At 37.2% G+C, this 25,601-nt stretch carries 24 protein-coding genes; 18 read left to right on the top strand and 6 right to left on the bottom strand.

Going from position 1 to position 25,601, the window contains the following annotated elements; all coding sequences use genetic code 11:
- Window positions 1–108 precede the first annotated feature (108 nt).
- The 3 genes from IGJ04_RS05465 to IGJ04_RS05455 all read left to right on the top strand — a co-directional run bounded on the left by IGJ04_RS05465 (window position 109) and on the right by IGJ04_RS05455 (window position 3,001).
- Window positions 109–1,122, top strand: coding sequence for a CdaR family transcriptional regulator (locus IGJ04_RS05465; protein WP_002356518.1), 1,014 nt, complete (start codon window positions 109–111; stop codon window positions 1,120–1,122).
- A 122-nt stretch (window positions 1,123–1,244) separates the two neighbouring features.
- Window positions 1,245–2,147 carry a diacylglycerol/lipid kinase family protein gene (locus IGJ04_RS05460; protein ID WP_010713166.1) on the top strand — a complete coding sequence of 301 codons (903 nt, stop codon included), beginning with the start codon at window positions 1,245–1,247 and terminating at the stop codon, window positions 2,145–2,147.
- Between the two features lie 119 nt (window positions 2,148–2,266).
- Window positions 2,267–3,001 (top strand): YcjF family protein, encoded by a 735-nt coding sequence (locus IGJ04_RS05455; RefSeq protein WP_438840013.1) that lies wholly within the window; start codon window positions 2,267–2,269, stop codon window positions 2,999–3,001.
- Window positions 3,002–3,284: 283 nt separating this feature from the next.
- Here the strand turns inward: IGJ04_RS05455 and IGJ04_RS05450 are convergent, their stop codons facing one another.
- The 4 genes from IGJ04_RS05450 to IGJ04_RS05435 form a co-directional block, all read right to left on the bottom strand.
- Window positions 3,285–4,994, bottom strand: coding sequence for an ABC transporter permease/substrate binding protein (locus IGJ04_RS05450; RefSeq protein ID WP_002356521.1), 1,710 nt, complete (start codon window positions 4,992–4,994; stop codon window positions 3,285–3,287).
- A complete protein-coding gene (locus IGJ04_RS05445) occupies window positions 4,987–6,177 on the bottom strand; it encodes a quaternary amine ABC transporter ATP-binding protein (RefSeq protein ID WP_002388977.1) in 1,191 nt (396 codons plus the stop codon). Before IGJ04_RS05445 ends, IGJ04_RS05450 begins: the two co-directional genes overlap by 8 nt.
- Window positions 6,178–6,377: 200 nt before the next feature.
- Entirely contained in the window at window positions 6,378–7,010 is a 633-nt protein-coding gene (locus IGJ04_RS05440; RefSeq protein WP_002356525.1) for a GntR family transcriptional regulator, read from the bottom strand.
- 14 nt (window positions 7,011–7,024) lie between these two features.
- Window positions 7,025–8,971, bottom strand: a complete 1,947-nt coding sequence (locus IGJ04_RS05435; protein ID WP_438840012.1) for an ABC-F family ATP-binding cassette domain-containing protein — start codon at window positions 8,969–8,971, stop codon at window positions 7,025–7,027.
- A 213-nt stretch (window positions 8,972–9,184) separates the two neighbouring features.
- On the opposite strand from IGJ04_RS05435, the gene IGJ04_RS05430 reads away from it, so the two are divergent.
- On the top strand, window positions 9,185–9,835 hold the full coding sequence (locus IGJ04_RS05430) for a redox-sensing transcriptional repressor Rex (protein WP_002356528.1): 651 nt from the start codon (window positions 9,185–9,187) through the stop codon (window positions 9,833–9,835).
- 42 nt (window positions 9,836–9,877) lie between these two features.
- Here the strand turns inward: IGJ04_RS05430 and IGJ04_RS05425 are convergent, their stop codons facing one another.
- Both IGJ04_RS05425 and IGJ04_RS05420 read right to left on the bottom strand, forming a co-directional pair.
- Window positions 9,878–10,531, bottom strand: coding sequence for a lysostaphin resistance A-like protein (locus IGJ04_RS05425; protein ID WP_438840011.1), 654 nt, complete (start codon window positions 10,529–10,531; stop codon window positions 9,878–9,880).
- A gap of 18 nt (window positions 10,532–10,549) precedes the next feature.
- A complete protein-coding gene (locus IGJ04_RS05420) occupies window positions 10,550–10,726 on the bottom strand; it encodes a hypothetical protein (RefSeq protein WP_002356530.1) in 177 nt (58 codons plus the stop codon).
- A gap of 232 nt (window positions 10,727–10,958) precedes the next feature.
- Between IGJ04_RS05420 and groES the strand changes: the two genes are divergently transcribed.
- The 14 genes from groES (at window position 10,959) to rnr (ending at window position 25,598) form a co-directional block, all read left to right on the top strand.
- Window positions 10,959–11,243 carry a co-chaperone GroES gene (gene groES / locus IGJ04_RS05415; RefSeq protein WP_002356531.1) on the top strand — a complete coding sequence of 95 codons (285 nt, stop codon included), beginning with the start codon at window positions 10,959–10,961 and terminating at the stop codon, window positions 11,241–11,243.
- 57 nt (window positions 11,244–11,300) lie between these two features.
- Complete coding sequence (gene groL / locus IGJ04_RS05410; RefSeq protein WP_438840010.1) at window positions 11,301–12,926, top strand: chaperonin GroEL; 1,626 nt, start codon at window positions 11,301–11,303, stop codon at window positions 12,924–12,926.
- A gap of 302 nt (window positions 12,927–13,228) precedes the next feature.
- A complete protein-coding gene (locus tag IGJ04_RS05405; protein ID WP_070415738.1) occupies window positions 13,229–13,948 on the top strand; it encodes a response regulator transcription factor in 720 nt (239 codons plus the stop codon).
- Between the two features lie 23 nt (window positions 13,949–13,971).
- On the top strand, window positions 13,972–14,682 hold the full coding sequence (locus tag IGJ04_RS05400; RefSeq protein WP_438840009.1) for a hypothetical protein: 711 nt from the start codon (window positions 13,972–13,974) through the stop codon (window positions 14,680–14,682).
- A gap of 16 nt (window positions 14,683–14,698) precedes the next feature.
- Window positions 14,699–16,246 (top strand): glucosaminidase domain-containing protein, encoded by a 1,548-nt coding sequence (locus IGJ04_RS05395; RefSeq protein ID WP_438840008.1) that lies wholly within the window; start codon window positions 14,699–14,701, stop codon window positions 16,244–16,246.
- 218 nt (window positions 16,247–16,464) lie between these two features.
- Window positions 16,465–16,875 (top strand): GtrA family protein, encoded by a 411-nt coding sequence (locus IGJ04_RS05390; protein WP_002356537.1) that lies wholly within the window; start codon window positions 16,465–16,467, stop codon window positions 16,873–16,875.
- 77 nt (window positions 16,876–16,952) lie between these two features.
- A complete protein-coding gene (locus IGJ04_RS05385) occupies window positions 16,953–18,437 on the top strand; it encodes a nicotinate phosphoribosyltransferase (RefSeq protein ID WP_438840007.1) in 1,485 nt (494 codons plus the stop codon).
- 2 nt (window positions 18,438–18,439) lie between these two features.
- A complete protein-coding gene (gene nadE / locus IGJ04_RS05380) occupies window positions 18,440–19,267 on the top strand; it encodes an ammonia-dependent NAD(+) synthetase (RefSeq protein ID WP_002356540.1) in 828 nt (275 codons plus the stop codon).
- 168 nt (window positions 19,268–19,435) lie between these two features.
- Window positions 19,436–21,265, top strand: coding sequence for a heavy metal translocating P-type ATPase (locus IGJ04_RS05375; RefSeq protein ID WP_025191376.1), 1,830 nt, complete (start codon window positions 19,436–19,438; stop codon window positions 21,263–21,265).
- 91 nt (window positions 21,266–21,356) lie between these two features.
- Entirely contained in the window at window positions 21,357–21,641 is a 285-nt protein-coding gene (locus tag IGJ04_RS05370; protein WP_002356543.1) for a (4Fe-4S)-binding protein, read from the top strand.
- A complete protein-coding gene (locus IGJ04_RS05365; protein ID WP_002356545.1) occupies window positions 21,631–21,906 on the top strand; it encodes a GNAT family N-acetyltransferase in 276 nt (91 codons plus the stop codon). The genes IGJ04_RS05370 and IGJ04_RS05365 overlap by 11 nt, the downstream gene beginning before the upstream one ends.
- Window positions 21,907–22,073: 167 nt before the next feature.
- Window positions 22,074–22,310 carry a preprotein translocase subunit SecG gene (secG, locus tag IGJ04_RS05360; RefSeq protein ID WP_002356546.1) on the top strand — a complete coding sequence of 79 codons (237 nt, stop codon included), beginning with the start codon at window positions 22,074–22,076 and terminating at the stop codon, window positions 22,308–22,310.
- Window positions 22,311–22,455: 145 nt separating this feature from the next.
- Window positions 22,456–23,229, top strand: coding sequence for an alpha/beta hydrolase (locus tag IGJ04_RS05355; protein ID WP_002384145.1), 774 nt, complete (start codon window positions 22,456–22,458; stop codon window positions 23,227–23,229).
- Window positions 23,229–25,598 carry a ribonuclease R gene (gene rnr, locus IGJ04_RS05350; RefSeq protein ID WP_002356549.1) on the top strand — a complete coding sequence of 790 codons (2,370 nt, stop codon included), beginning with the start codon at window positions 23,229–23,231 and terminating at the stop codon, window positions 25,596–25,598. The genes IGJ04_RS05355 and rnr overlap by 1 nt, the downstream gene beginning before the upstream one ends.
- Window positions 25,599–25,601: the final 3 nt, after the last annotated feature.

Genomic DNA, 25,601 nt, shown 5'->3' with positions numbered 1-25,601 from the left:
GAAATAAAAATGTTCAGTCGTTGATCTGAAGAATTAAGCGTTTGGGACATAAGTCATTGCGGCTTATGTCCCAAACGCTACTCGCTTTTTAGAAAGTTGGCGATAGCAATGTTAAAATTAGACAAAATCCAAGCAAATAAAATTGTTGAAAAGTTAATGGCGGATATTCCTTATAACATCAATATTATGGATGAACGAGGAAAAATTATTGCGAGTGGAGATTCTGCTCGAATTGGGGAGCGCCATCGTGGCGCAGAAAGAGCCATCAATGAACGGAAAAATATTGAAATTTATAAAGATACTTCTTTAGAGAAAAAAGGCACCAATGAACCGATTATTTTGAATGATCACATTTTAGGTGTCGTAGGCATTTCAGGAGAACCAGACGAGGTGCGCAAATTTACCAAGCTTGTGCGCTCGATTGTTCTTTTACTGACAGAAGAATTAAATACACAACAAGAACGCGAAAAAAAGAAAAAACAAAAAAATCAGTTTATCCAGCACTTAATGCATGTTGATTCTGCTTACTCAGAAGCCTTAAAACTTGAAGCGTTGGAACTATATAACCTTCAATTAGATGACCAGAATCATTGTGTACTGACCAAGGACAAGCGCTTATTATCCAGTTATTATCCTGGCCATGAAATATTTGAATGGGAAAATTGTTATCTGGTGATTACTTCTGAACCACCTCAGATAACAAAGCCAGTAACAGAATACCTTGTAATAAGTTCGGAAAAAGCCACGATTCAACAAATGGTCCAAGAGGCACAAAACACGTATTTACTTCTATCATTTCTCCAATTAGAAAAGGCTAAGTTTTACCAAGCAGAAGATTTTTTCATTCAAGGAATTTTTAATTTTCCTTTTCATATTGAATTGGATTTTTTTGAAACCATCCAGACGATTTATGATGAATACTATGAAACCGTTATTTTTTTCGCCAATCATAATTTAAACATCAATGAAACCTCACAAGTATTACATATCCATCGAAATACATTGAATTACCGTTTGAAACGAATTCATGAATTGACGGGGATGGATCCAAAAGTTTGGCAAGATTTTTGGAAATTGTTCTATTATTTTGCCTATTGCTTTAAAGAACGTTTTGAAAAGTAGTGAGGAGCAGGAATGCTTGTTTGTTAAGCAAGTGTCAGCATATTTTTCGCCAGAATCAAAAATATCTTTTATAATAATTGTAAGGAATCAAACGATTTAGATATCAATGAGGAGTGGTGCCAGTGAAAAAAGCAGTTTTAATTGTTAACCCCAGTTCTGGTGGTGAAAAAGCCAAAGAATTTGAAACGTTAGCAGAAGAAAAATTAAAGCAGTTATTTGATGAAGTTGTAGTGAAACAAACAGAAAAAGGCGGCGATGCAGAACAATTTGCCCGTGAAGCTGCGGAAAGTCACTTCGACAGTGTTTTCGTAATGGGGGGAGATGGAACCGTTAATGAAGGAATTAGCGGGTTGGCAGAACAAGCTTACCGCCCGAAATTTGGCTTTTTTCCTTTAGGAACGGTGAACGATTTAGCGCGAGCCTTGAATTTACCGATGGACCCTGAAGAAGCGATTCAACAATTAGATTTAGAAAAAACCAGTGCTTTAGATGTGGGGAAAATCAATGACGACTACTTTATGAATGTCGTTGCGATTGGGACGATTCCAGAGTCAATTAACGACGTGGACGTTGAACAAAAAACGAAGTTAGGAAAACTCGCTTATTTTATTTCAGGTGCCAAACATTTAGCGAATGCTCAAACGTATCCTTTTCATTTAAGCTTGGATCAAAAAGAACAAACCATTGAAAGTAGTACCGTTTTAGTTGGCTTAACGAATTCAATCGGTGGGTTTGAAACATTATTACCAGAGGCCCAAGTGGATGATGGCAAACTTCATTTAGTTTATTTAAAAGATCAATCATTGTGGGATGCAGTAAAAGCAGTCCCAGATTTGTTAAAAGGAGTCGACCAGTCCACTGATAATTTAGTTTACCTAACCTTTAAAGAAGGAACAATCTCCTTAGAAAACCAAGAAGAATTAACCACTAATGTGGATGGTGATGAAGGAGCTGCTTTGCCAATTACGCTGGAAATTTTACCTAAACACTTGACGGTCTATTGCGGTGAAGAACAAACAAAATAGCTGATTTTTTGAGAAAAGCTAGAACATTTCTATTTGTTTAAAAAACAGATAAGTTCTGGCTTTTCAAATCATCTAAAAGAGAATCAATCAGGGGCTATGCTATACTTTGTTTCTACATATTGATAGATAAGGGAGTTAATGAGATGAGAAGAAAAAAACATAAAAACAAAAAGAAACAAAAACTTTTTGAAGAGATTGAAAAACAAGAATTAGCAGAACAAGAAATTAAGCAATTGAATGAAGAAATCGAAGACCCAGAATTTCGTTCTTTTTTTCAAGATGTCTTGAAAAAATTTCCACAAAAAACGTCTACGGCCATAATGAATGCTTTCGCAACTTCTAAAGGTAAAGCAGAACAATTAGTGACGAACAGTCAAACACAACTCGACAAAGTATTTGATGAATTTTTGGCTGGTGTTTCACCTGACGTGAAAAAGAAAAGTCATCAAACGATTCATTTTGCTGCATTGTCAGCAGCAATTATTGGGTTTTCGCCAATTCCATTTTCGGATGCTTTTTTACTGGTACCTGTTCAATTAACTATGATGTCACGGCTGCATAAAATTTTTGGTCAGTCTTGGTCTGAAAGCTTAGGGAAAAGTTTAACCAAAGAATTAGTAGTGGTTAGTTTAGGTAAGAGTGCAGTCGGGAATATTCTAAAAGTGATTCCTGTTGTCGGAACTGTGACTGGTGGCATGGTCAATGCTTCAGTTGCGGTAGTAATTACGGAAGCGCTTGGCTGGGTGACCGTCAAAATGTTAAACGATGGTGTTGATATCTTTGATGATGTGATGTCTTTCAAAGGACAATTTTCAACATTATTTAAAGCCATCCAAAATGCTAAAAAGAAATAATCACTGTATCGATTAACTAGGGTGAGACACATTTAAACTTTTTTAAGTAATTCGTAGCAAATTTCCAAGGTTTTCGTCACAAATTATTCACAGGTTCTCGTTAATATATAAGCATACCAACAAAACACCCAACATAAACACTTTTCATTTTTACTCCTCAAGTAAAAATAACTCCTTTCCACTCAGTCTACCCAACTGAGTGGTTTTTTTTGCGAAAAAAGAGGGCGTTGAACAATTTGTTCAACGCCCTCTTTTAATAGATGGGGAAGTCATTTGTTAAGAATTATTTTTTCCATTCTGCTACTTGGTCTTTATGTGAATCAACCCAATCACGTGCAGCTTCTTGTGGGTCTTTGCCTTCGTTAATTTCTAACATGACAGATTCCATATCCTTAGTGGTCCAATGGAAATTATCTAACACTTTGTAAGCTTCTGGTTGATCTTCTTTTAGGCCTTGGCGAGCCATTGTGTGAATCGCTTCTTCGCCGCCCATAGTGCCTTTTGGATCAGCTAAATATTTTAAATCATATTTTGCAAACATCCAGTGAGGAGACCAGCCAGTAATAACGATGTCTTCGTTGTTTTTAATTGCTTGTCCTAAGGCGACAGTCATGGCACCTGATGAAGAAGTTTCAACAGACCAATCTTTCAAATTAGGATAAGCTTCTTTAGTTTTCTCTGCTGCTGCAACAACACCAGCCCCAGGTTCAATTCCAGTAATCTTTTTCCCAGCTTGATCAGATAAATCTTCGATAGAATCAACATCCATATAAGAAGGGACGACAATTCCTAGCTTCGCACCTTTAAGGTTTTCACCAAGGTCGTCTAATTTATCTTTATATTGTTTATATTGCTCTGCGTGTGTTCCTGGTAGCCACGCACCAACCATGGCATCTGTTTCACCTTTAGCTACAGATTCCCACATAATTGCGTTATCTAAAGGAGTCGTTTTAACATCATACCCCATATCTTTTAAGACTTCGGCAACCACATGTGTGGAGGCTACTTCGGTATCCCATTCCACATAAGAAAGGGAAATTTGCTTATCATTTGTTGTTGTAAAAATTGAAGCACCAACTAAGCCAGCAACAATTACAACAACCGCTGCAATAATCCCATATTTTTTCTTTTTAGAGGTGGCACCAGCTGCTTTAGGGGCTGCTTTTTTATTATTTAAATGTTGAGTAAAACGGTCAATGATAATCGCTAAAATAACTAAAGCCACACCATTTACGAAACCGTTCCCGACTTGCGCACGTTGTAAAGCAGAAAGGACGCCACGTCCTAATCCAGGCGCACCAATCATTGAAGCAATAACTACCATTGATAGAGCTAGCATGGTTGTTTGGTTAACACCAGCCATAATCGTGTTTTTCGCTAAAGGTAATTCTAATTTGAATAATTTTTGCCAGCCAGTACTACCGTAAGAATCAGCTGCTTCAACAAGTTCATTTGGCACTTGTCGAATTCCTAAGTTCGTAAAGCGTACGGTTGGTGGTAAAGCGAAGATAACAGAGGCGAAGACCCCAGGAACCATACCAATTCCGAAGAATGCAACGGCTGGAATCAAGTAAACGAAACCAGGCATTGTTTGCATGAAGTCCAAAATCGGTGTAATAATACTCTTGGCTTTTTCGCTTTTCGCCATTAAAATCCCTAGTGGCACACCAATGATAATGGAAATAACACTAGAAAGTAAAACTAACGTAACGGTACTCATTAAATCGTTCCATAAGTTTTGGTTATAGATAAACATTAAGCCGATAAATGTGAATAAACTTAAGCCAATTTTTTTATTAGAAATAAAGAAAGCAGCAATCGTTAATAGCACAATCAGCACAAGTGGTGGTACGGCTGTTAGTAAGGCAGTAATGTTGTCCATTACACTTTGACCAATTGTTTGTAAAAAGCTGAATAATCCAGCAAATGTTGAAGTTAACCAATCAGTAAAACTTTCAACCCAAGACGCGACAGGTAATTGATACTTATTCATGTTCGTTCACCTCTGTTTCTGCAAGTGCTTCAAGTACGCTACCACGGATGACCACGCCTAATAGTTTGCCGTTATCAGTCACGGCAAGAGGTGTTTGTGCATCATAAATCAGTGGGAAAATATCATTCACTAACATATCTTTGTCGATTGTTTGAATTTCTGGATCCACACATTCTACAAGAGAAGTCCCATTTTTACGCGCTTCTAAAGCTTTTTCTGCGCGTACAACACCTTTTAGTTGGCGTTTTTTATCCACGGCAAGTAACATACTCACTTCTTCTTGACGCATCCGTTTTAAAGCAACAGTTGGGCCATCAATTTCAATGTTAGTAGTTAAAGCAGGTACCATAATATTCTGGGCAGTTAAGACTTTTGAACGATCCACATCTTCCACGAAGGTTCGCACATATTCGTTGGCTGGGTTGGTTAAAATTTCTTCTCCAGTCCCAATTTGCATAATTTGACCATCTTTCATCAAGGCGATCCGGTCGCCGATTCGTAAAGCTTCATTCAAATCATGTGTGATAAAGATAATGGTTTTTTTGACATTTTCTTGTAAATCTAATAGTTCGTCTTGCATTTCACGACGAATTAACGGATCAAGAGCAGAGAACGCTTCGTCCATTAATAAAATTTCTGGATCGTTAGCCAAGGCACGAGCAAGGCCGACACGTTGTTGCATCCCACCAGATAATTGACTTGGTAATTGGTCTTTAAAAGCAATTAAGCTAGAATTTTCTAAGGCTTTTTCAGCTTTTGCTTGGCGTTCTTCTTTAGGAACACCACGAATTTCTAAACCATATTCCGTATTTTCTAAGATAGTTCGATGGGGGAAAAGACCAAAGTTTTGGAAAACCATGCTCATTTTATTTCGACGTACTTCACGTAATCCTTCTTTATCTAAAGAAGAAATATCTTGTCCATCAATATAAATATTTCCTGAAGTTGGTTCAATCAAACGATTTAATAAACGAATTAATGTTGATTTCCCACTTCCTGATAACCCCATAATAACGAAAATTTCGCCTTCTTCAACTTCGAAATTTACATCATAAACACCGACTGTGGCACCCGTTTTTTCTAAAATTTCTGTTTTGCTTTTGTTGGCACGAATCATTTCAAGTGCCGGTTTGGTTTTCTTACCAAAGATTTTGGTAAGGTGATTTACTTTTACTTTTGGCAAATCATTGTTCCTCCTCATTAAAAAAAGTGACTACATCAGACTGCTATAAAGTTGTCACTTTGTCAAATTAGATGAAAATCTTTCTGAAAATGAAGAAAAACAGCATTTTAACTAGGTTTTATAGTGGTTTTTTATGAAAAATAGAAATAATAAATAAAAAAAGTGACTATTTACCGCAAGATAAGTAGTCACTTTTTTGTTTAAGGATAAAAGAAATTCTGCACTCGTTGTAAGGTTGATTCGTCATGTCCAACAAAATAAAGTGTGTCGTTCAACGAAATCTTTGCATATGGACCAGGTGAGACCAGAAGTTCTTCTTTGTGTTTGATGGCGATAATCGTTGCCGAAGTGTTTTGCCAAAAATTCATTTCGCTAATCGTCGCCTCAAGATAAGCAGCTTCTTCTGTTAAAACTAATGAATAAGGATTCATTGGATTGAAAGAATCAAAACGCTTTGTTTGTTCAACAAGAGTATCTAGAATGCTAGAAAAATGAGTAAGTTCTTCTTTTTGTTTCGCTACGCTATCTAGCAATTCTTCTTTAATTTCAGCAATCGTTTGAACGTCTTGATATTGTGTCACAAAGTCCTGCGCTTTTTCTTTTGATGCCACATAGAAGCCGCTGCCGTGTTTGGCTTTAACGATTTCTAAATCAACTAAAACGATAATGGCTTTGCGGGCTGTTTCTGGCGACACTTGGTATTGGTTAGCTAGGGTGGAACGGGCATGGATTTTATCTCCAACATGTAATTTGCCTTCTGCAATTTTTTCCGCAACATCAACGGCGATTTGTTGATATTTGGGCTTCGTTAAACTGATTTTTTTGGAAGCCATAGTGAATCCCTCCGTTAATTGTTATTTTCCATTTCTTCTAATTCTAAACTGAAATTTTCCCATTGCTCAAGTAGTTCATCTTGTTGCTGACGAGCGTCATCTAATTGTTGGTTTAAAGCCAGCAATTCAACATGATTTTCTAGAATGTCTGGTTGACTCATTTGTGCTTCTAATTGTGCAATTGTCGTATCTAACTGAGCAAGATTTTCTTCGACTTGTGTTATTTTTCTTTGCAAAGTACGGAGTAATTTTTGTTGCTCCTTGTTTTGATAAAAGGTATTTTTGGCTGTAACTGGTTCGGGTTTTTTCGCCGCTTCTTCATTAGCTAAGAGGGCAGCTATTTCTTCTTCCTCTTGTTTCTTTTCTAAATAATAATCATAGTCGCCTAAATAAAGTTTGCTGCCTTTTTCGGAAAGCTCAACAACTTTTGTTGCAATTCGATTGATAAAGTAACGGTCATGGGAAACGAAGAGGATGGTTCCTTCATAATCAATCAGCGCATTTTCTAAAACTTCTTTATTATCGATATCCAAGTGGTTGGTTGGCTCATCGAGAATCAAGAAATTGTCACGATCCATCGCTAATTTTGCTAATGCCACACGTGCTTTTTCGCCACCGCTTAATAAAGGAATCGTTTTTTCAACATCGTCTCCACTGAAGAGAAAGCCGCCTAAAATACTTCGAATCTCTTTTTCAGGTGTGGTTGGGTGTTCATCCCATAATTCCGCTAAGACCGTTTTATTGCCATGTAAATTGGCTTGCTCTTGGTCATAGTAACCTACAGAAACATTGGTGCCAAAAGTTTTACTTCCTTTAATGAAAGGAATGCGATCAATAATTGATTTCAAGAGAGTAGATTTACCAATTCCGTTCGGTCCGACTAAGGCAATGGCTTCTTTGCGACGAATATCCAAATGAATAGGTTCGGATAAAATATGTTCTTGGTCGTAACCAATGGCGGCATCTTCGACTTGTAAAACAACATTTCCCGAGACTTTTTCACTATCGAAAAGAAAATGCGCCGATTTTTCATCTCCTTGAGGTCGGTCTAAACGATCCATTTTTTCTAATACTTTTCGGCGACTTTGTGCATGTTTCGTTGTAGATGCACGAACCAGATTTTTGGCAACGAAATCTTCTAACTTATTGATTTCTTCTTGTTGCTTTTCATACGCTTTCCATTCACTGGCTAATTGTTCTGCTTTTAATTCTAAGTATTTGGAATAGTTTCCTTTGTAGTGAGTCATTTTTTTGCGGCTCAGTTCATAAACTTCATTAACTACCTTATCTAAAAAATAACGATCGTGGGAAACAATCAATAGGGCGCCGGCATAGCTTGGCAAATAAGATTCCAGCCAAGAAAGCGTCTCGATATCTAAGTGGTTTGTAGGCTCGTCCAGAATTAAAATATCTGGTTTTTGTAAAAGCATTCTTGCTAATGAAAGCCGGGTTTTTTGACCACCAGATAAGGTTTGAATATCTTTCTTGTAAAAGGATTCATCAAAGCCAAAGCCGTGAAGGACTGAGCGAATTTCATTTTCATAGCCGTAGCCATTTTTTTCAGAAAACGTATGTTGCAATTGATCGTACTCTTTTAAAATTCCTTCATAAACGGAGGTGGTTGGCTCCATTTCACTAATTTTGGTTTCTAATTCTCGCATACGCTGTTCCATTTCTAGGATGTCAGCAAAGGCTTTTGTCATTTCTTCCCAAACGGTTTTATCTGATTCTAAGCCGGTATTTTGAGCTAAATAACCTAACGTAGCAGTTTTATTTTTGGCAATGGTTCCGCTATCGGGAGCATCAATGCCTGCAATGATTTTTAAAAAAGTCGATTTTCCAGCACCATTACGACCAACTAAGGCAATCCGACTTTTTGTTGCAATTTCTAAATGTATGTTTTCAAACAATGTTTCCGAGCCAAAATGCCGGGCAACTTGATTTGCTTGTAATAAAATCATCAGTAGTCCTCATTTCTAAATTCATTGCCCTTAGTGTAGCATAAAATCTGCTAAAATAGCACGTATCAAAAAATGCTTTGTGAAGGTTTATACCTTTTATCACAAACTTTTGAAGAAAAATGCTATTTTTGAGCCATAGAATTGCTTTTTATTGTGAAAAACTGCTATTATGTTAATGGATAAGATTTAAGTGAAAGTATTGGAGGTCCAATTGTGAAAGATCAAGTTATTCCAAAAGCAACGGCGCGACGCCTTCCTTTATATTATCGCTACTTAAGAATGTTACATGATACAGGAAAAAATAAAGTCTCATCAACTGAATTAAGTGAAGCGGTACAAGTAGACAGTGCGACTATTCGTCGTGACTTTTCATATTTTGGTGAATTAGGTAAACGTGGGTACGGCTATGATGTTGAAAACTTAATGAACTTTTTTGCAAAAACATTGAATGAAGATGAGTTAACCAATGTCGCATTAATCGGGGTTGGTAATTTAGGAAGTGCTTTATTAAAGTACAAATTCCATCAAAGCAACAGTATTCGTGTAAGTTGCGCATTTGATGTGAATGAAGATATTGTGGGACGCATTGTTGACGGTATTCCAGTTTATCCAATGGAAGATATGATGGAACAAATCCGTGTTCAACAAATCGAAGTAGCTATTTTAACTATTCCAGCTCGCAAAGCACAAGAAGTTGTAAACAAACTTGCCGAAGCAGGGGTTAAAGGAATTCTAAACTTTACGGCTGCGCGTTTAGTAGCGCCACCTGAAGTATTAATTCAAAATGTTGACTTAACCAACGAATTACAAACATTAATTTATTTCTTACATCATGACAACGAATTGATTGACGAAGAAGAATAAGCAAAAGAAAAGGGCCTAGTCGTTTAGACGAAGGCCCTTTTCTTATTGAATTGCACCATTATGCAAAAGTAGTTGAACAATAATCACAATCGTATTCATGCCGCAATGGGCAATAATTGAGGTCCAAATTTTTCCAGTTTGCTTGTACAAAAGAGCAAAGAAAAATCCCATAAAGAAATAAACAAAAAAGTGACCATCGGCATGTGCGAGTGAAAAAATCGCCGAACTAACAGTAGCCGCAATCCAGAAATTTGTAAAAGGCTGGATTAAATGGATAAATGCATAACGAAAGACGAATTCTTCCATAATCGGACCACCGATAGTAGTTGTCAAAATAAATAAAGGATTTGCCAAAATCACCGCTACAATAGCTTGCGTATTTTGAGAAGTAGCTTGTTCTCCTGTGATGGCTACTTCAATGGCAAAAGTAACCCCTTGAATCAGCATGGCAATGAAAATCCCACTAACACCTAGTAAAAAAATAAAAATAGGTGATTTCAAGGTTGCGGTTTCCTCTAAAGGAGAAGGTTCTGTTGTTTTTAAAAAGATGCCAATCATTACAAGGGCGCCAATAATGTAGAGAGCAGTTGTCACATTAATCGCTGCATTGGGGGAAATACCCGAAAAAAGTAACGGCCCGAAAAAAGCGATAATGTATGTGACTAAAATAAATAAACTTGATTTTCTTAAGGTCATGGTTAATCCTTTCTATAATTATTTTTTACGATTATTGCGATATCCTAATAAAAGAAAAACGAATAAGAAAAAGAAAAGAGATTCCCAAAGTGTCGAAACAATTCCTTCTGTGACACTGAAAACAAGATTTCCTAAATTCGCTATCACAAAATAAACGAATGTTGCTATTAGTGCTGTAAGTAAACGTTGTTTCATTTTATTCGCCTCCAATCGTAGTCAATTTATTTTACCATGAATTAAAGGATTGGAAAAACATTCCATGAAAAAAGAATACGCAATAAAAAATGCGTATCTTATAATTGACAAGAAAAAGAGAGAAAAGACTTGCATTTTTAGAGTGAAATGAGTATTATAAATAGTGTGAGTTAGCACTCTTGTGTATCGAGTGCTAAAATAAGCGAAAACTTTTTATTTGGAGGGATTTATTGTGTTAAAACCATTAGGCGATCGCGTCGTAATTAGAGTCGCGAAAGAAGAAGAAAAAACTGTTGGAGGAATTGTTCTTGCATCCGTTGCAAAAGAAAAACCACAAACAGGTGAAGTTATCGCAGTAGGTGAAGGTCGTGTGCTTGAAAATGGCACAAAAGTTCCGATGGAAGTAAAAATTGGTGACACAGTAATGTTTGAAAAATATTCAGGAACAGAAGTGAAATACGAAGGCGTAGAATACTTAATTGTATCAGCCAAAGACATTATTGCCACTGTTGAATAATAAACAACTTTTACAGAATAATATAATAGAAGAAAAAAATTATGAGGTGAAGAAATCATGGCAAAAGAGATTAAATTTGCAGAAGATGCACGTGCAGCAATGCTACGCGGAGTAGATGTATTAGCAGATACAGTGAAAGTGACATTAGGCCCTAAAGGTCGTAACGTTGTTTTAGAAAAATCATTTGGTTCACCATTGATTACTAACGATGGGGTAACAATTGCTAAGGAAATTGAATTAGAAGATCATTTTGAAAACATGGGCGCAAAATTAGTTTCAGAAGTTGCTTCTAAAACGAATGATATTGCTGGTGACGGAACAACAACAGCGACTGTTTTGACACAAGCCATTGTTCGTGAAGGCTTAAAAAACGTAACTGCTGGAGCTAACCCATTAGGTATTCGTCGTGGGATTGAATTAGCAACAAAAACAGCAGTAGAAGAATTACACAATATTTCATCTGTAGTTGATTCAAAAGAAGCGATTGCACAAGTCGCTGCTGTTTCATCAGGTTCTGAAAAAGTCGGCCAATTAATTGCTGATGCAATGGAAAAAGTTGGTAACGACGGCGTAATTACCATTGAAGAATCAAAAGGGATTGAAACAGAATTAGATGTGGTTGAAGGAATGCAATTCGACCGCGGTTATTTATCTCAATACATGGTTACTGACAACGATAAAATGGAAGCTGTTTTAGAAAATCCATATATCTTAATTACCGACAAAAAAATCTCAAATATTCAAGATATCTTACCTTTATTAGAACAAATTCTACAACAAAGCCGTCCACTATTGATCATTGCGGATGATGTTGATGGAGAAGCTCTACCAACATTAGTATTGAACAAAATCCGTGGTACATTTAATGTTGTCGCAGTAAAAGCGCCAGGATTTGGTGACCGCCGCAAAGCGATGCTTGAAGATATTGCTATTTTAACAGGTGGTACAGTAATCACTGACGACTTAGGGTTAGAGTTAAAAGACACAACCATTGAAAACTTAGGAAATGCTAGCAAAGTAGTTGTCGACAAAGATAACACAACAATTGTTGAAGGTGCTGGTTCAAAAGAAGCCATTGATGCCCGCGTTCATTTAATTAAAAACCAAATCGGCGAAACAACGTCTGATTTTGATCGTGAAAAATTACAAGAACGTTTAGCTAAATTAGCTGGCGGGGTTGCTGTCGTTAAAGTCGGTGCTGCAACTGAAACAGAATTAAAAGAATTAAAATTACGAATTGAAGATGCGTTAAACGCAACACGTGCCGCTGTAGAAGAAGGCATGGTTTCTGGTGGTGGTACCGCACTGGTCAATGTAATTGGTAAAGTCGCTGCGCTAGAAGCTGAAGGCGATGTGGCAACAGGGATCAAGATTGTCGTTCGTGCATTAGAAGAACCAATCCGTCAAATCGCTGAAAATGCTGGTTATGAAGGATCAGTGATTGTTGACAAACTAAAAAATGTTGACTTAGGTATCGGATTCAATGCAGCTAACGGGGAATGGGTAAACATGGTTGAAGCCGGTATTGTTGACCCAACAAAAGTAACTCGTTCTGCCTTACAAAATGCAGCTTCTGTGTCAGCTTTATTATTAACAACCGAAGCAGTTGTTGCAGACAAACCAGAACCAGCTGCACCAGCTCCTATGATGGATTCATCAATGGGCATGGGCGGTATGATGTAAAAATAAAAAAGTATTCTAAAAGCTTACGATTGAAAAATCGTAAGCTTTTTTTTACATAAAGAATAAATAATCTAAATAATATCTTTGCTTGTAGTGTTTTCTCAAATATTTACTCATTTAACAAAAAAGATGATAATTTAAAGGCTTCGTTTTAGCTAGACAGCCTTGTTTTTATTCGATAAAATTTAGTAATAACAATCATTTTTTGAAAACTAGTAGTTGGTGATTTTTATTTATTAATAGAATATAAATAAAAATTATTATATTTTGAAGGGGAATATTAGGAAGATTGAGGTGGAAAAATGGAAAAATATACAATTGGTGTCGTTCCTTTGACAATTGAAACAAAAGAATGCTGTCAAAATTGGTTTGTTAGTAATCAAGTAGAATGTCAGATCATTCAAGGAACAAATATACTTCTTCATTTGCACCATATTGATGGATTAGTGATTGAAGTTACTGATCACCAGCAAGTAAATACTTGTTGTGAGTTATTAATGACAATTCGCAAGCAGTCAGACTTGCCAATTTGGTTATTTTCTCGGACAGAAGCAATTAGTAAAGTCAATCGAATTATTTATTTACAATTAGGCGCAGATGGCGTTTTTGATCATTCTTATGATCGTCAAGAATGCATGTTAAGCATGAGTAATTTATTGCAACGTGTAAAAAGACGTTTTTATCCTAAATTAGCTATTGCAAACGAGGAACAAACAGTTACTAAGAATCTTTCTGAGAGATTGTATTTAATTGCGCCAAATTTGAGTGTTTGCTTGGGAAGCGGAGAAGAAATTCTTTTAACAAAATTGGAATTTTTCACAATAGAGTATTTATACAAACACGCAGGACAAACAATTACATATGAAGAACTCTACAAAAATGTCTGGAAAGATACTGCGAATGAACGAAAATATCGTGTCGCTAATGTGATTTTCCATTTGCGTAAAAAAATTGAACAAGATGTGAACAAACCACAATATATCAAAACAATTCGCTCAAAAGGCTATATGTTAACGGTGTAAAAGGTACGAAGGAGGAGAAACAAATGTGGCAATTTTTGACTAAAAACAATGAAGATGAGGAGTATGAGAAGATGCCGGATTTCGAAAATGAACAATCGGGGAAAGCACAACCAAAGGTAACAGAGGAAGCAATCTTTGATGACGAGGTCGTTTATGCAAAAGAGCAGGCCGCAAAAGTAAAACAGGTCCAGCAACAAGTGCCGACTGAACTGTCAGAAGAGTCATTTTCTTTTGCTGAAAAACTAGAAGAAGAAAATCAACTATATCAGCAATCCATAAAAAAACTAACGGAGCAATTATTAATGCAAACCAATGAAGTGGAAGCATTACAAAAACAAGTAGTCGAAAAAGATGTTCAACTTAAAGATGTTAAAGAAACGTTAAGTGATAAAGAAGCAACTATCACTTCTTTACAGAAACAATTGTCTGAAGCAAAGATACAACAGAAACAGACTAACGAAGAGAACTTAGACACAGCCGTTACGCTTTCTCAAAAAGAAATTGGCGAAGTGTTATTAGAAGCCAAACGTCAAGCAAAAGAAACAATTAGTCAAGCCAACCAACAAGTTGCAACAGTTCATGAAGAAATGGAACAACGTTTAGCAACTTTAACACGCATGAAGCAAGTGGCAAGAGAGTACCAAGCTTATTGTGAACAAATGCTGACAATCAAGAATGAATCAACAGGAACGTACCAACAGATAGAGCAGTTATTAGCAGAAATAAAGAGGTAAATGAAGGAGAAATGCGATGAAAAAAAGAAAGGCAAGATATTTGAAGTTGGTATGTATTGGAATTTTAGGGATTTATGCGGGAGCCAGTTACTACAATTCGGAACCATTAATCGCTCAAGAAGAGACCGAAACGAGGGACGAAAGTCGACAGCTATCGCTGGAAGAAAAAAGAGCGGACCAAGTCAATCAAGACCAAGGAACCCTTACTTCTTCAACGCTGAACGAAACAATAATAAGTTCGTTTGAACAACAAGAAAGCTCAACACAAAATGACAGCAGTGACCCTCCAGAAAATAATGTGGAACCTTCAGAATCTGAAAATAGTTTACCGCCACAAGAAAAGACAATTGCTAGTACTAAACCAACCGAATCGTTACAAAATGAGCAACCAGTATCTGAAGAGCGTAAAGCGCTCACTGAGAAGTCACCTCATAATCAGGAACCACAAAATTCTACATTAACTGAAAAGACCAAAGAGCCGTTGGTACATTCAGAGATAGACAATAGTCAAGAAAAGGAAAAGCAAGCAGGAATTCAACAACAAGCCGAGGCAAATTTTGTTGTCCAAGAGAATGCTTCTACTTCTGAGTTTATTAGAAAAATCGGTGAAGAAGCACGAGTTATTGGTCAGCGACATGAGCTATACGCTTCTGTCATGATAGCTCAAGCTATTTTAGAAAGTGGCTCGGGCAATAGTGCGTTAGCCGCGCCGCCTAATTATAATTTATTTGGCATTAAAGGCGCTTATCAAGGTCAAAGTGTCAGCTTTTCCACACAAGAAGATGATGGTAAAGGGAAGATGACCACCATTCATGCCGATTTTCGTCAGTATCCTTCCTATAAAGAGTCATTAACAGACTATAGTAAATTAATCATCAATGGGTTGGCGGGGAATCCGGCGTTTTATCACGGCGTTTTGAAAGCAAACACGACGAATTATCAGCAGGCAACAAAATTTTTGACAGGTCGTTATGCAACGGATACATATTACGATAAAAAATTAAACGCGTTGATTGAAACCTATCAATTAACTGAATACGATCAAGAAAAGAAGAAACCAGTAGTGACTAATTTGGCAGAAGAAAAGAAACCTTCGTTTGATAAGGAAGCAGTCAAAGAACAGCTAAAAAAAGAAGCAGTCGTCTATGAAGTAAGCAAAGGAGATTCTCTCGCCACCATTAGCCAGACGTTTGGTGTGTCAGCAACAGCCATTTTAAAGCAAAATTCAAAGACTCAAGAAATGTTTTATATTGGCCAAAAGATCACGATTCCTCAGCATACAGCGGCGACTTCTCTCGAACCGAAAGAACAAGCGTTACTTCAATCACTAATAATCAGTAAATCGGTGACTAATGCTTTGAAGACAGCAGAACAATCAAATGGTACAGCGAATGACTCAAAAACAGAGTCTACTGAGTATTATGAAGTAAAAAGAGGAGAGACACTCGCAAAAATTGCTAAAAAAACGGGCTATTCCTTAACCGCACTCAAGCAGGCAAATAACTTAACGTATTCTGTATTAACCGAAGGACAAACGATAGCACTTCCTAAGCTAAAGGACTAATGCTGATTTAACTTATTGGTCGATAGAGTCAATATATTATTAGACGAAGAGTAGAGGAAAAGTTCATTCATGGATGAACTTTTCCTCTACTCTTACTATGTTTTTCATAAATACTTAATAAATAGTAAAATTAGCAAGAGAATTGTGTCTTTACACAAAATAGATAGGTTTTCTTGCCGAAGTTTGATAAAATGATTAGTTGAAAGGATGCGTGAAAATTGAAAGAATTATTTCGTAAATACCGAGAAGTACTGGCTTATTTATTTTTTGGTGGTGCAACGACGGTCGTCAACTTAGTTGTGTTTTTTGTTTGTCAAAATGTGTTAGGGCTGGATTACAAGATAAGTAACACAATTAGTTGGTTTTTATCTGTTCTATTTGCCTTTTTCACGAATAAATATTGGGTATTCGCAAGTAAGCATGAAAGCATAGCTGGTTTTTTTAAAGAAATGGGCTTATTTTATTGGTACCGAATTTTATCTTTTGTGGCTGATATGGGTTTAATGATTCTCCTAATTGATGGCATTCATTTTTCATCGTTTTGGGCGAAAATGATTACACAAGTTGTAGTAGTGATTTTAAATTATTTCTTCAGTAAATTTTTCATTTTTAAAGAAAAAGAGGTCTAAGCAGATTTTAGGCTAAAAAAAATTTTTTTGTTATAATATAAACAAGTTTTTAATACAAAGAATAGAGGTAGAAAACGATGGACTATACATATGCAGATGATAGTTTGACATTGCATACAGATATGTATCAAATCAATATGATGCAAACGTACTGGGAATTAGGGAGAGCAGATTTACATGCTGTTTTTGAATGTTACTTTAGAGAGATGCCCTTTAATCATGGCTACGCAATTTTTGCAGGTTTAGAACGTTTAGTCAATTATCTCGAAAATTTAACGTTCACAGAATCTGATATTGCATATCTCCGAGAAGTTGAAGAATATCCAGAAGATTTCTTGACGTATTTAGCAAATTTTGAATTTAAATGTACTGTACGCTCTGCTTTAGAAGGGGATTTGGTTTTTAATAACGAACCGTTAATTCAAATTGAAGGTCCTTTGGCACAATGTCAATTGGTAGAAACTGCCTTGCTAAATATGGTGAATTTCCAAACATTAATTGCGACAAAAGCGGCTCGAATTAAATCCGTGATAGGCGATGATCCTTTATTGGAATTTGGAACACGCCGGGCACAAGAATTAGATGCTGCCATTTGGGGCACAAGAGCCGCCTATATTGGTGGGGCGGACGCGACAAGTAATGTTCGTGCTGGTAAAATTTTTGGTATTCCGGTTAGTGGGACTCATGCCCATTCATTGGTTCAGTCGTATGGAAATGATTATGAAGCATTCATGGCGTATGCCAAAACACATCGGGATTGCGTTTTCCTTGTTGATACGTATGATACTTTGAAAGCGGGAGTGCCAAGCGCAATTCGAGTAGCTCGAGAAATGGGTGATAAAATTAATTTCCTAGGCGTGCGGATTGATAGTGGCGATATGGCTTATATTTCTAAACGAGTTCGTGAACAACTGGACGAAGCAGGCTTTACTGAAGCAAAAATTTATGCATCGAACGATTTAGATGAAAATACGATTTTGAATCTAAAAATGCAAAAATCAAAAATTGATGTATGGGGCGTGGGTACCAAGCTGATTACGGCCTATGATCAACCGGCTTTAGGAGCGGTGTTTAAATTAGTTTCAATTGAAGGTGAAGATGGTCAAATGAAAGATACCATTAAACTATCTAGCAATGCTGAAAAAGTGACAACACCAGGAAAAAAACAAGTTTGGCGTATTACACGTAAATCTGATAAAAAGTCAGAAGGGGACTATGTGACACTTTGGAACGAAGATCCTCGCCAAGAAGAAGAAATTTATATGTTCCATCCCGTTCATACCTTTATTAATAAGTATGTCCGTGATTTTGAAGCACGGACAGTACTCCAAGATATTTTCGTTGAAGGAAAACGTGTGTACGAATTACCAACTTTAGATGAAATTAAACAGTATGCAAAAGAAAATTTAGATTCACTTTGGGAAGAATACAAGCGGGACTTGAATCCGCAGAAATATCCAGTGGACCTTTCAACAGATTGTTGGAATCACAAAATGAATTTATTGGAAAAAGTGCGTAAAGACGTTAAACATTTAACGGAAACGGTGAATAAGGAGGCCTAGAAATGACAACACTTCAAGAAAAAATCATTCAAGAGTTAGGTGTTTTACCGACAATTGATCCAAAAGAAGAAGTTCGTAAAAGTATTGATTTTCTGAAAGCTTATTTAACTAAACATCCTTTTTTAAAAACCTTTGTCTTGGGAATTAGTGGCGGACAAGATTCAACATTAGCTGGGCGCTTAGCACAATTAGCGATGACTGAAATGCGCGAAGAAACAGGAGATATGTCGTATCAATTTATTGCGATTCGCCTTCCCTACGGTGAGCAAGCAGATGAAGCTGATGCACAAGCCGCGCTAGCCTTTATTCAGCCAGATGTTTCTTTACGAGTGGATATTAAACCAGCAGTGGATGCAATGGTTGGTTCGCTAGAAAACGCTGGCGTTCAAATTAGCGATTTTAATAAAGGGAACATGAAAGCACGTCAACGTATGATTACACAATATGCAGTAGCTGGCGAAAATGCTGGCGCAGTAATTGGCACAGACCACGCAGCCGAAAATGTGACAGCTTTCTTCACCAAATATGGCGATGGCGGAGCGGATATTTTACCGTTATTTCGTTTAAATAAGCGCCAAGGAAAAGCTTTGCTGAAAGAACTTGGGGCACCAGAAGCCTTGTATCTAAAAATACCAACAGCTGATCTAGAAGATGACAAACCGTTAGTTGCAGATGAAGTTGCCTTAGGTGTCACGTATGATGCCATTGATGACTATTTGGAAGGCAAAAAAGTCTCGGAAACAGATCAACAAACAATTGAAAACTGGTATAAAAAAGGACAACACAAACGGCATTTACCCATTACAATTTTTGATGATTTTTGGAAATAAAAACACAGACCATCGGCGAATGAACGATGGTCTGTGTTTTTTTTACATAACTACTTTTCAGAAAGTAAACGTTGCTACAGCAACTATCCTATGATAATGAAAGTCGTTTTCATTTAGGCGTTTTCACTTTCTTTTTCAAAACAGAAAAGGTACGCTCAATAATGTAAAGTGAATGATAGGAGAGAAAAAGAGATGAAGCATGTAACAAAATTGGGGATTACAATTATAACAGGAGTTTTGGCATTATTATTTGAATTTATTTTACATCAGCCGAATTGGGCGTATGGCATTATTTTAATAACAGGTTCTGTAATGGCGTTAATGATGTTCTGGGAAATGATTCAAACCTTACGTGAAGGAAAATATGGTGTCGATATTTTAGCGATTACCGCTATCGTTGCAACCTTAGCTGTGGGAGAATACTGGGCCAGTTTGATGATTTTAATTATGTTGACTGGTGGTGATTCATTAGAAGACTATGCCGCTGGAAAAGCTAACCAAGAGCTGAAGTCATTATTGGATAACTCGCCACAAAAAGCTCATCGCTTGAATGGCGAAAATTTAGAAGATGTTTCTGTTGAGGAAATCAATGTTGGCGATGAATTAGTAGTAAAACCAGGGGAACTAGTTCCAGTTGATGGCTTGGTAAAAACCGGGACATCAACAGTCGATGAATCTTCATTAACAGGAGAATCAAAACCAATTGAAAAAAATCCTGGTGATGAATTAATGTCGGGTTCCGTGAATGGTGATGGCTCTTTGAAAATGGTTGCTGAAAAAACTGTAGCCGACAGTCAATATCAAACGATTGTGAACTTAGTGAAAGAATCTGCGGCACGTCCAGCTCATTTTGTACGTTTAGCAGACCGCTATGCGGTACCTTTTACACTAGTTGCCTACTTAATTGCAGGTGTTGCTTGGTTTGTTTCAAAAAGTCCGACACGTTTTGCGGAAGTCTTAGTTGTTGCTTCGCCGTGTCCTTTAATTCTATCTGCCCCAATTGCTTTAGTGGCAGGGATGGGTCGTTCAAGTCGTCATGGGGTCGTTATTAAATCGGGAACGATGGTCGAAAAATTAGCTTCTGCAAAAACGATTGCGTTTGATAAAACAGGCACGATTACGCAAGGACAACTTTCTGTTGATCAAGTCCAACCAATCAATGCTGGAATAACTGCTGCTGAATTAGTGGGATTGGCAGCAAGCGTGGAACAAGAATCAAGTCATATTTTAGCTAGATCAATTGTTGCTTATGCCAGAAAGCAAGATGTCCCATTAAAAAATATTACAGATCTAGCGGAAGTTTCTGGTGCTGGCGTGAAGGCATTTGTGGATGGTGCTGAGATACGGGTAGGTAAAAAGAATTTTGTGACACAAGAGTCTCAAGCAACTGAAAAAATTGATAAAACGACTATTCATATTTCACGTAATGGCACATATTTAGGCCGAATTACTTTTACAGACACTGTACGCCCAGAAGCAAAAGAGACTATGGAAAAATTACACCAATTACATCTTCAACGAATTTTAATGCTGACGGGGGATCAAGAATCCGTCGCAGAAACGATTGCTGCAGAAGTAGGAATTACCGAAGTACATGGGGAATGTTTACCACAAGATAAGTTAACTATTCTAAAAGAATTGCCCAAAGAAAACCATCCAGTCATCATGGTAGGAGATGGTGTAAATGATGCACCTTCGCTTGCTGCTGCAGACGTAGGTATTGCTATGGGCGCTCATGGAGCTACTGCGGCTAGTGAAACTGCTGACGTTGTTATTTTAAAAGATGACTTAAGTAAAGTCAGCCAAGCGGTCGAAATTGCCCAAGATACCATGAAAATTGCCAAACAATCTGTATTAATCGGAATTTTTATCTGCGTTTTACTAATGCTAATTGCTAGTACCGGGATCATTCCGGCGCTAATCGGGGCTATGCTACAAGAAGTCGTGGACACTGTGTCAATCTTATCTGCTTTGCGTGCTCGTCGAATTGGCAAGTAAGGTGGAACAATTAATTGCCTGAATGTCCAGCTTAGTGGTAAAATAAAGGTACGTTTTTAATATTAATAAGTTACAGGGGAGAGATTGTGCAATGAAAGGAAACCAAATAGATGGGCAACCAGTTACGGAAGAACAACTATTAAAAGAAGGCTACCGTAAATATACTGGGGAAGGAATTGATATCTTTTATAATAAAGATATTTGTGAACATATTGGTAATTGTGTTCGCGGAAATCCAGAAGTCTTTGAAGTTGGTCGGAAACCATGGATTATTCCAGATAACGGAAGTGTTGAAAATGACATGATTGTAGTTGATTCATGTCCAAGTGGCGCTCTAAAATATATTCGGAAAGCAGGGAACGAATATGCAAATTAAAGAAGAAAACAATCGTTTTGCTCTATATAACGATGAAAACCAAGAAATTGGTGAAATGACTTGGTCAGATGCTGGCGAAAGCATGATGATTATTGATCATACGTTTGTTGATCCAACTTATCGTGGACAAAAATTAGCTGAAAAACTTGTTTTAGCCGGTGTTGAAAAAGCGAGAAAAGAGCATAAAAAAATTATTCCGCTATGTCCATTTGCCAAAAAAGAATTTGATACTAAACCTGAATACGGAGACGTATTGAGAAAATAAAGAAGAAACTAGCAACAGCCGCAAGTAGAAATCTGATTCCTACTTGCGGCTGTTGCTATTAGAGACAAATAGGGAAAGACATTAAATTTCACTGGTGTTTACAGATAAAATATGCTACATTAAAGTAGATGAATTTCGCATATTTGTATAAAAAGGAGAATTAACGCATGTATAATCTAATCTTAACGTTGGTCATCATCTTATCGGTTTTAATCGTCATTACTGTTATGATGCAACCAAGCAAACAAAACAGTGCAGCAAGTGCCTTCACTGGCGGTGCAGATAAATTATTTGGGAAGCAAAAAGCGCGCGGTTTTGAAGCTGTTATGCAACGCTCAACAGCAGTTCTTGGCGCAATTTGGATGATTTTATTATTTGTTTTGGCGTTCTTATCTTCAAAATAAGTACGTAATCTTTTAAAATGACAAGTTTAGAACAGAGAGATGAGTGCGGACACTTATTTTTCTGTTCTTTTTCTTTCTGAAAAAGTCTTTGAAACTTATCATTTCGGAAGGTTTTCTTTTGAGAATATGATAGAATGAAGCTGAGGTGAGCGAAGTGGCAAAAAAAATCAATTTACCGAAGCCGTTATTTTCAGAAAAAGGAAAACGGGCGGTCCTTTTATTACACGCTTATTCTGGCAGCAGTAATGATGTACGGATGTTAAGCAGACGTTTAGAAAAAGAAAATTATACTGTCTATTCGCCTAATTTTTCAGGACATGGCACGCTAGTTCCTGAAGATATTTTAGATCAAACAACGGAACAATGGTGGCAAGATACACAAGAAGCAGTCGCTTTTTTGAGAGAAAGAGGTTACCAAGAAATTGCTATTTTTGGTTTATCAATGGGCGGGATTTTCAGTATGCATGCATTAACGGAACAATTAACAGGATTAATTGGTGGTGGATTTTTCTGTTCACCGATCTACCCTGTCGAAAATAAAGTCCCAGAAAATTTTGTATTATACGCAGAAAATGTGATGAAAATCGCAGAAGTTCCTGCAGAGGAACAACAAAGCCGGTTGCAATCGATTGAGCAACGAGTCAAACAACAATTAGGAGCGATTGAAACGATTGCTAGTCAGACGGCTGACAAACTAAACAAAATCCACGCACCTCTTTTCTTAGCGCAAGCTGGCAAAGATGAAATGATTGAGCCAATGGGCGTCTATCAAACGGCCCAAGCGCTAACACAAGCACGTGTGACCTTACAATGGTACCCAAACAGCGGACATGTCATTACGGTGAGTGGAGAACACAAACAATTAGAGCAAGATGTGGTGCAATTTTTAGCAACACTACCTTGGAATGAGGAGAAATAATGACAAAACAAACAATTAAAGAGCAAATTTTACATTTCATGGAAAGCCAAAAAAAGAAAAGCTTTTCAATGGAAGAAATTGCACAAGGCTTGAATTTAGAAAAAAGTTCAGATTTTAAAATTTTAGTGCAAACCATTGCACAAATGGAACGAGAAAAGTCAGTTAGTTTCAACAAAAAAGGCAAAGTCCTGTTACCAATGAAAGACTTATTAATAGAAGGAACGTTTCGTGCAAATGAACGAGGCTTTGGTTTCGTGACCATCGATCCTGAAGAACCAGATGTTTATATTCCTAAAGAGGCAACGAACTTTGCAATGGATGGGGACACGGTTTTAATCGACGTGATCCAACATGCTGATCCTTTTTCAGATCGCGGCGCAGAAGGTAAAGTCAAAGAAATTAAAGAGCGAGCAGTGAGCCAAGTTGTCGGAGAATTTGTGGCATATAGTGAAGAAGAAATGGCAGAAATGGGACTGTATGGCTACATGATTCCCAAAGATAAGAAATTGAATCAGTATACTGTATCAATTGCACCTGAAGGGATTAAGCCAGTAGATGGTAGCATTGTCATTGCTGAAATTACCTATTATCCAGATCAAGAATATCCAACAAGTATGGAAGGACTAGTCAAACAAGTGATTGGTCATAAAAATGATCCAGGAATGGATATTTTATCAATCGTGGTGGCTCATGGAATTCCCACAGCATTTCCTGATGAAGTTTTGGCTGAAGCGGACCAAGTACCAGAAACTATTGCAGAAAGCGATTTAGTCGGTCGTCGGGATTTACGTGATCAGTTGATTGTGACGATTGATGGAGAAGATGCGAAAGATTTAGATGATGCAGTAACGGTACAAAAGTTAGCAAATGGCAATTTCTTTTTAGGGGTGCATATTGCAGATGTTTCTTATTATGTAACTGAAGGAAGTCAATTGGATATGGAAGCGTATGAACGTGGCACAAGTGTCTATTTGACAGACCGAGTTGTGCCAATGATTCCGCAGCGATTATCAAATGGGATTTGTTCGCTTAACCCACATGTTCCACGTTTAACCATGAGTTGTGAGATGGAAATTACACCAGAAGGAGAAGTTATTTCGCATGAAATTTTCCAAAGTGTAATCCAAACAACGGAGCGAATGACCTATACAGCAGTCAATGAAATTTTAGAAGAGCAAAAACCTGAAACGTTAGAACGCTACAAAGAGCTAGTTCCCATGTTTAAAGAGATGGGCGAGCTGCACCATATATTAGAAGAGATGCGTATGCGCCGTGGTGCGATTTCTTTTGAAGATCGTGAAGCCAAAGTCCTAGTTGATGAAAATGGTCATCCCCAAGATATTCTTTTACGCACGCGTGGCGTGGGTGAACGATTAATTGAATCCTTTATGTTGGCAGCCAATGAAACTGTGGCACGTCATTATCATGACTTAAAACTGCCATTTATTTATCGGATTCATGAACAACCAAAAGAAGAAAAAATGCAACGTTTCTTTGACTTTGCTGCAGTACTTGGCATTCTTGTTAAAGGAACAAAAGAAAACATTTCACCGAAAGATTTACAAAAAGTTTTAGAGCAAGTTGAAAATAAGCCGGAAGAAGTGGTTATCAATACGATGTTGCTAAGAAGTATGCAACAAGCGAAATACTCAGAAGACAACTACGGACACTATGGGTTGGCTGCTGAATATTATACGCATTTCACTTCACCAATACGTCGTTATCCAGATTTAATTGTGCATCGTTTGATTCGTAGCTATAGCCAAGATCAATCTGAAAAAAATCAAGAAAAATGGAACGAAGCATTACCAGAAATTGCCAATCATAGTTCAAGTATGGAACGTCGCGCAGTTGATGCAGAGCGTGAAGTGGATGCCATGAAGAAAGCCGAATTTATGGTAGATAAAGTGGGAGAAACGTATGACGGGATCATCAGCTCTGTCACAAAATTTGGTATCTTTGTGGAACTGCCTAATACAATAGAAGGCTTAATTCACGTGAATAACTTAAAACAAGATTATTTCCACTTTATTGAAAATCATATGGCGTTAGTTGGTGAACGGACGGGAATGACTTTGAAAATTGGTCAGAAAGTTCAAATCCGTGTTGAAAAAGCTGATCCAGAAACAAGAGAAGTTGATTTTGAATTGATTTCAGCTGAGGAAGTCGCACCAGTCGAAGGACCAAAAGGACGTAAAAAAGGTAAAGCCAATTCTTCAACTCGGTCAAATAATCAACGAAGAAATAAAAAAGATGAATCATTTGATGGTAAGAAAAAGAAAAATAAGAAAAAAGGCAAAGGCAAAAAACAACCTTTTTATAAAGAAGCAATGAAACAAAAAAATAAAAAAGGGAAAAAGAAGAAGTAGAGG

It is taken from the genome of Enterococcus sp. AZ050 (assembly GCF_051715085.1).
In the GTDB taxonomy this organism is placed as follows: Bacteria; Bacillota; Bacilli; order Lactobacillales; family Enterococcaceae; genus Enterococcus; species Enterococcus faecalis.
The sequence above is the reverse complement of the archived record's forward strand: the minus strand, read 5'-3'. Positions and strand labels throughout refer to the sequence as shown.